The sequence below is a fragment of the Nitratidesulfovibrio sp. SRB-5 genome (assembly GCF_019931275.1).
GTDB lineage: Bacteria > Desulfobacterota > Desulfovibrionia > Desulfovibrionales > Desulfovibrionaceae > Cupidesulfovibrio.
This window is the reverse complement of the sequence record NZ_JAIOTY010000002.1, coordinates 1131011-1137630: the sequence shown is the minus strand read 5'-3', so window position 1 is coordinate 1137630 and position 6620 is coordinate 1131011. Positions and strand designations below refer to the sequence as shown.

General features: G+C 69.7%; 4 protein-coding genes (1 of these 4 cut by a window edge). 3 read left to right on the top strand and 1 reads right to left on the bottom strand.

All coding sequences use genetic code 11. From position 1 onward, the window contains the following. On the top strand, positions 1 to 3055 hold the 3' portion of the coding sequence (locus tag K6142_RS12090; RefSeq protein WP_190245200.1) for a DUF3626 domain-containing protein. The gene continues 659 nt to the left of window position 1, outside the view; only the last 3055 of its 3714 coding nucleotides appear in the window; its start codon lies beyond the left edge, outside the window; it ends in the stop codon at positions 3053 to 3055. A gap of 28 nt (positions 3056 to 3083) precedes the next feature. Continuing rightward, positions 3084 to 3584 carry a type III secretion system chaperone gene (locus tag K6142_RS12085; protein ID WP_190245199.1) on the top strand — a complete coding sequence of 167 codons (501 nt, stop codon included), beginning with the start codon at positions 3084 to 3086 and terminating at the stop codon, positions 3582 to 3584. 218 nt (positions 3585 to 3802) lie between these two features. Here the strand turns inward: K6142_RS12085 and trpB are convergent, their stop codons facing one another. Continuing rightward, positions 3803 to 5125 carry a tryptophan synthase subunit beta gene (gene trpB, locus K6142_RS12080; protein WP_223290383.1) on the bottom strand — a complete coding sequence of 441 codons (1323 nt, stop codon included), beginning with the start codon at positions 5123 to 5125 and terminating at the stop codon, positions 3803 to 3805. A 570-nt stretch (positions 5126 to 5695) separates the two neighbouring features. Between trpB and K6142_RS12075 the strand changes: the two genes are divergently transcribed. Further along, complete coding sequence (locus K6142_RS12075; RefSeq protein WP_190245198.1) at positions 5696 to 6295, top strand: cysteine hydrolase family protein; 600 nt, start codon at positions 5696 to 5698, stop codon at positions 6293 to 6295. Positions 6296 to 6620: the final 325 nt, after the last annotated feature.

Genomic DNA, 6620 nt, shown 5'->3' with positions numbered 1-6620 from the left:
CCATGCCCGCGACATTTCGCCCCGCAACATGAAGACTCTGGTGGAAACCACGGCCCAGTCCGCCACGCAGGCAGAGCACTCCCACGCTGTCACCACCTCCATGCTGGCCGACAGGCGCATCACCGCCCCCGACGGCGCGCCGCTGGACCCGCGCGCACTGGGCGACATCCTGCGGGGCAGCGAACTGACCATGAACATCGACCCCACCCATTTCTTCGGCGCGGAGGGGCAGGTGCTGGGCGACACCACGTGGAGCAACGCCTTCCACCTGGCGGACAGGGGCATCATGCCGCGCGGGGCGCACTACCTTGCCTTTCGCGACGAGATAGAAAAGAGCGTGTTTCCCGAACTGTCGGGCCAACCCGCGCGGGCCAACGAACGCCCCCTGTATGCGGCCCTGAACGTGGCGGGCGTGCGCAACGGCGCTGCCGCCAACTACGGTTCGTGCGTGTTCGTGCTGCGGCCGGAAACGGCCCAGCGCGCCACCTACACGGTGGACGACACCTTCGTCACCGTGCCCATGCAGTTCGGCGCCCAGCGCACCGCCGCCCTGAACGCCCAGCTGGACGCCCTGCGTGAAGGCGCCCTGCCCGGCCTGCCCGCGGACGCCGCCGCAGAGCTCCGCAACCCGGAATCGCAACTGCGGCGCGACCTTTCCGCCGCGCTGGCCCGCGTGCCCGAGGGCGCGCAGATGACCCTGAAGCAGTTCGAGGCGCTGGTGGCGCAGGCCGGTGTGCGCGGCGAAATGGGCGCCATCGGCAACGACTGGGTACGCCCCATGCTGGTGCGCGCCCTTGCCGATGCCGATGCCCAGCGTGCCCGCACCGCCACCTTCGACACGCTGGAAAACCTGCTGCCGCACCTTGGCAACGTGGACGGCACCAGCCTGATGCACGCCGCCGCCACGGGCCGGAACACCCTTGCCCTGCAAGGCCGCTACATAGAGGCCCAGTTGCAGGGCACGTTCATTCCCGGTCGGGACGTTGCGGAAATCCGCATGGACGTCGGCGACCTGCTGGACTGGCGGGCACACACCGTCGACGCGGCCAAGGTGGCGAACCTTGTGGAATTCGCCAGTGCCCACGACATCAAGCTGACCTTCATGGACTTTACCGATGTGGGCGCCGCGCGCGGATGGCAGCAACAGGCCGTGGCGCAGCTGCGCGGCATGGGGGTGCCCTTCCTGTCGCAGGCGGACATCGACGCCTCGCGCGACAGGAGCGTCGAGCGTCAGCAACTGGCGCAAAGCACCGCCTTCGGCACCTCGCACCAGTCCGTGGCAGAGTTGCGCACTGCCGCCGCCGCGCTGCTGGACGGCAATGCCGAGGAATTCAACGCCCGCCTGCTCAGCCTGCTGCCCCCCGGCACCGACCTTGCCGAAGTTCCCCTTGCCGGGGCCGCGCTGGACCGGGTGAAGTCCCGCTTCCGCGAAAACGTGGAACGGGCGATCTCCACCGCTGATGCCGAGGGGCGCGGCGTGAACATGGAGGCGGTGCTTTCCGACGCCATCCGCGCCGCCGCCGAACGGCCCATCACGCAAAAGGCCGCCCTGCTGCGCGACATGGCAAGCCTGCACTTCGACAACGAGGCGCAGCGCGCCGCCTTTCGCAGTTGGGTCGTCAGCGCCCGCGCCCTGACCAATCCGCTGGAAATGCGCATGATCCATGCCAACGCCATGGCCCAGGTAGCCCGCATGGAACGCCTTGGCCCCAACCCGCCGCTGGATGCCCTGGTACGCGAATTCGCCACCGGCGTGGGCAACCTTGGCGTCAGCATCGACGCCTTCCGCGCGCAAACCAATCCCGAGGAATTCGGGCCGGACGACGTGTTCACCGAATTCAACCGCACCGCCTTCATGGCCGCCACCCTGCTGCATGCCAGCAACCCGGCGCTGGCGGGCAGCATGCTGGAAGCGCTGGAATCACCCGCCGCCCGCAACCTGCGCGGGGTGTGCTTCAAGCTGCACGACCCGGCCAACGACCCGCTGTTTCCGTCGGACGGGCTGTCCACCGCGCGCTTTCTGGGCGACTTCATGAACTACACGGCCACCGGCCTTGCCCAGCAGCTGGACCGGCCCAAGCCCCAGCAACCGGGCTTTGCCGCCCCGCTCGACTACGTGCCGCCCACCGTGCGGGGGGCGCTTGCCGGGGCCATACCCGGCCTTGGCGCCGCACTGGACACCCACTTTCCGGCCAAGGCGCCGCGCACCATCGCGCCCTTTCCCGCGCCGACCACCCCCGGTGGCCTGACCGCGGCCACCCAGGCGCAGCGCCGCGGCTTCTTCACCGGCATGCTGGAGCGCTACCGCCACCACGAGGAAACGTTTGACGGCGACGTGGGCGTACACGGCATGGGGCACGCCTGCCGGGGGTTCATCTTTGCCAACGTCATGGCCAACATCATGCGCGAACGGGGCGTGCCCGTGGACAAGAACGCCGTGCTCTGCGGCATCGCCGCGCACGACAGCGGGCGTGAATCCAACGGCAGCGACGTGTACGAAACGCAAAGCGCCGACATCGGCATGCAGGCCATGCGCACCGCCTTTGGCGTGGAATCGTTCGGCGAGGCCTTCGAAACCCAGTACCGCCTCCAGATCGACGACCCGGACCACCGCGACCAGCACAGGCCGCTGACGGCAGAAGCCCTGCTGATGCAGAGCGCGGATTCGCTGGACATCAGCCGCACGCAGGACTTCGATCCGGCGCGCTTCCCCTTCCTGCGCGAACCGGTCACCCTGCCCGATGGCCGCATCCTGCCGCAGGACGACCGCCTGCGCGAACAGCTGGCGCACGAGGCCGCGCTGCTGCAACGGCTGACCGACCCCGCCGTGTACGCCCGGCCCCTGATGCACGACCTGATGCGGCAAATGGCGGAAGCCCCCGACCCCTCGATACCGGCGGGGCAACTGGGCGAAGTCAAGGCCGCGGTGCGGCAGGATCTGGCGGAGTTGCGCACCCTGGACAACGACGCCTACCTCGCCCGCGTGGAAGACGCCCTGCGCACCCACGCGCACGAAATGCCGCTGCTTTCCCGGTACTACTTCCAGGCAGACTAGGCGCATCAACCGCCGCAAAGGACGCACCATGACCATCCAGGAACTGCTGCACGAACTGGGAACCCGCATGGGCACAGGCCCGCTCACCCTTGATGGGCAAACCCCCTGCACCCTGTGCTTTGACGGCAAGTACGTCGTCACCCTGTACCACGACCCGGACGACCGGGCCCTGCTGGCCGCCGCCCCCGTGGGGGCCGCGGGAGCCGGGTTCGGCCACCTGCGCGAGGACGACCTGCGGGCGCTGCTGACCGATGCCTGCCTGGGCGCCCGCACGGGCGGGGCCGCCTTCGGCCTTTCTCCCGAAACGGGCGAACTGCTGCTGTGGAAGCGCTGGAACGACGAGTTCCCCGACTACCCCGCGCTGGAGACGGCGCTGAACGGGTTCCTTGCCCAGCTGGACCACTGGCAGACCCACCGCCCCGAAAGGACGGACGGCACGCCGCGCCCCGCAACCGGCATGGCCCCCACCGCAACGCCGGAAGAAACGCCCGGCAACATGCCGTATACCGGCAACATGCTGCGCATCTGAAGCGCACCCGACAGGCCCCGGCACACGCCTGACACGCACCGGGCCGTAGCGCCCCCCCCAGCGCGACAAAACGGTCCGGCAAAACGGTCCACGGTCCGGCAACACAGCCCGGCAACACGAAAACGCCGGGCGGAACGGGATGCTTCCCGCGCCGCCCGGCGTTGCGTTTTGTCATGCGGGCATGCCGTCTCCGGCCTCCGCCCATCCCCCCCCGGTGCTTACAGCTTCGGCGGGACAACCAGCCCGGCGCTGACCATTTCCTCCACCTGCGCCACGTCCTTGTCCCCCCGGCCGGACAGGTTCACCAGGATGATGGCGTCCCTGCCCAGGGCGGGGGCCAACTTCATGGCGTGGGCCAGCGCGTGGGACGATTCCAGCGCGGGGATGATGCCTTCCGTGCGGGACAGGATGAAGAAGGCGTCCAGGGCCTCGGCGTCGGTCACGCTGGCGTACTCGGCGCGGCCAATGTCCTTGAGGTGGCTGTGTTCCGGCCCCACGCCGGGGTAGTCCAGCCCGGCGGATATGGAATACACGGCGGCGGGTTCGCCCGCCTCGTCCTTCAGCATGTACGAATGGAACCCGTGCATGACCCCCGGCGAGCCCATGCACAGGGTGGCCGCGTGGTCGCCGTAGGTCAGGCCGCGCCCGGCAGGCTCCACGCCGATGAGCCGCACGCCTGCATCCGGGATGAATTCCGCAAACAGGCCGATGGCGTTGGAGCCACCGCCCACGCAGGCCACGGCGCAGTCGGGCAGGCGGCCTTCGGCCTCCAGCATCTGGGCGCGCGCCTCGCGCCCGATCACCGACTGGAAGTGCCGCACGATGCGCGGGTACGGGTGCGGCCCCACGGCGGAACCCAGCAGGTAGAAGGTGTTTTCGGCATCGCCCAGCCAGGCGGCCAGGGCCTCGTCCACGGCTTCCTTCAGGGTGCGCTGGCCGCTCATGGCGGGCACCACTTCCGCGCCCATCATGCGCATGCGGAACACGTTCAGTTTCTGGCGCTCCATGTCTTCCGCGCCCATGTGGATGGTGCACTGCATGCCCATGAGCGCGGCGGTGGCGGCGGTGGCCACGCCGTGCTGGCCCGCGCCCGTCTCCGCGATGACCTTCTTCTTGCCCATGCGCTTGGCCAGCAGGATCTGCCCGATGGTGTTGTTCACCTTGTGCGCGCCAAGGTGGTTCAGGTCTTCGCGCTTGAGGTAGATCTTGGCCCCGCCAAGACGCGCGGTAAGGTTGGCGCACAGGAACAGCGGCGTCTGGCGACCGGAATAGCGGGTCAGGTAGTATTCCAGCTCGGCCAGAAAGTCCGGGTCGGCGTGGTAGCGTTCGAAGGTGGCGGCCAGTTCGTCGAGCACGGGCTTGATGTGCTCCGGCACGTACTGCCCGCCGTAGGGGCCGAACAAACCATCAGCAGCGGGCGGCGCGGGAGGCGTGGCCAGGCTGGCCGCGCGGGCTGCGGCGGCGCAGGCGCAGCCGCCATCGGTGGGCAGGGTGGCGCCGTAGGTGACACCGGCGGGGAACATGCGGGGAATGATGGACATGGTCGAAGCTCCTCGTGCTGTTGCAGCAGGGCTCCGGCCTTGATGCGGCGGCCAATACGCGGGGTTCGGCGGCGCGCCCGGAGCTCCGGCCGCGTGGGTTTTTCAGCGGGTGCCGCGCCCGGTGGCGACGGCGTGCGCGAACCTCCACGGCCCTGGGGTCAGGGCCGCCACCACTGGTGGACCAGGTGCGCACGGCGACGCGGCCCCGCAGACAGCGGGAACGCGGGCGGCAGCAGGTCCGGCGATATGGAGAGTGCGGTGCGCATGCCTTGCTCATGCCGTGAACCGGGGCGGCTGTCAAGGATTGTATACAGTATGCGAAGTGCGGAATCCGTGTCGCCGGAACAGGACAATCCGGCGGCACAACAGGCCATTCCGGTTGTCTGCCGCCAGCGGGCCTCGCCTGCCTGGGGCGGGGGTGTTATCCATATACGAAGGCGCCACGCCCGGCGCGGCCCGTTCGGACGGCCCAGCCATGGGAACGTCTGGCGGCCCGCCTGGCCCGCCTAGTCCATCCGCCCCGTCCGCACAGTCATTCCAACCGTAACCCGACAACTTCACGGAGCCGCCATGTCGTCCACATCTGCAAGCACCCCCGCAGCAGCCCCAACCGCGCCCGTCACCTCGCCCGTCACGGCGCTCGTTCTGGTGGACATCCAGCGCGACTACTTTCCCGGCGGGCGCATGGCCCTGCCCGACGCGGAAAACGCTGGTCGCCGCGCTGCGGAAGTGCTGGCCCGCTGCCGCGCGGCGTCCATGCCTATCATCCACATCCGCCACGAAAGCATCCGCCCCGGCTCCACCTTTTTCCTGCCCGGCACGGAAGGGGCGGACATCCACCCGCTGGTGGCCCCGTTGCCCGGAGAGGCGGTGCTGGCCAAACACTTCCCCAACTCGTTCCGCGACACGGAGTTGCTGCACCACCTGCGCGCAATCGGCGCCACCGACCTTATCGTGGTGGGCATGATGACCCACATGTGCATCGACACCACGGTGCGCGCCGCCTTCGACCTTGGCTTCCGCTGCCGGGTGGCGGGCGACGCCACGGCCTCGCCCGCGCTGGCGTACGGCGGCACGCAGGTGGATGCGGACACGGTGCGCGCCACCTTCCTGGCCGCCCTGAACGGGGTGTTCGCCGAAGTGACCGACGCGGCGCATCTGGCGGTGTAGACGGGGTGCAGCCGCCGGAAGGGCTGGTGGTGCAGTTGCGCGCGACGGGGTGACTGGCGGGCGGGACGACCGGCTGGGCGAGGGAAGCAGGAAGCGCCTTGCGTGCCGCGTCACGGCGGCGTGCGCGGGTCGCGAATGCGCGGCAAAAGTCCGCCCCCCACCGCCGCTGCCTCCCCAATCCCGACGCCGCACCCTTGCCGAGTCGCCGCCGGGACGGTACACCCGGCGGGGAAGGTTGATCGCAGGCCACGCGCCGCCCACACGGCGGCGGCATGAATCGGCACGCCCGGCGGACCACACAGGCCGCCGCCGCTGCCACCCCGCG

What these genes read in the sequence shown, in the direction of transcription:
- trpB (WP_223290383.1), bottom strand. Translation starts at nt 5,125, where the DNA reads ATGTCCATCATTCCCCGCATGTTCCCCGCCGGTGTCACCTACGGCGCC.
- K6142_RS12075 (WP_190245198.1), top strand. Translation starts at nt 5,696, where the DNA reads ATGTCGTCCACATCTGCAAGCACCCCCGCAGCAGCCCCAACCGCGCCC.
- K6142_RS12085 (WP_190245199.1), top strand. Translation starts at nt 3,084, where the DNA reads ATGACCATCCAGGAACTGCTGCACGAACTGGGAACCCGCATGGGCACA.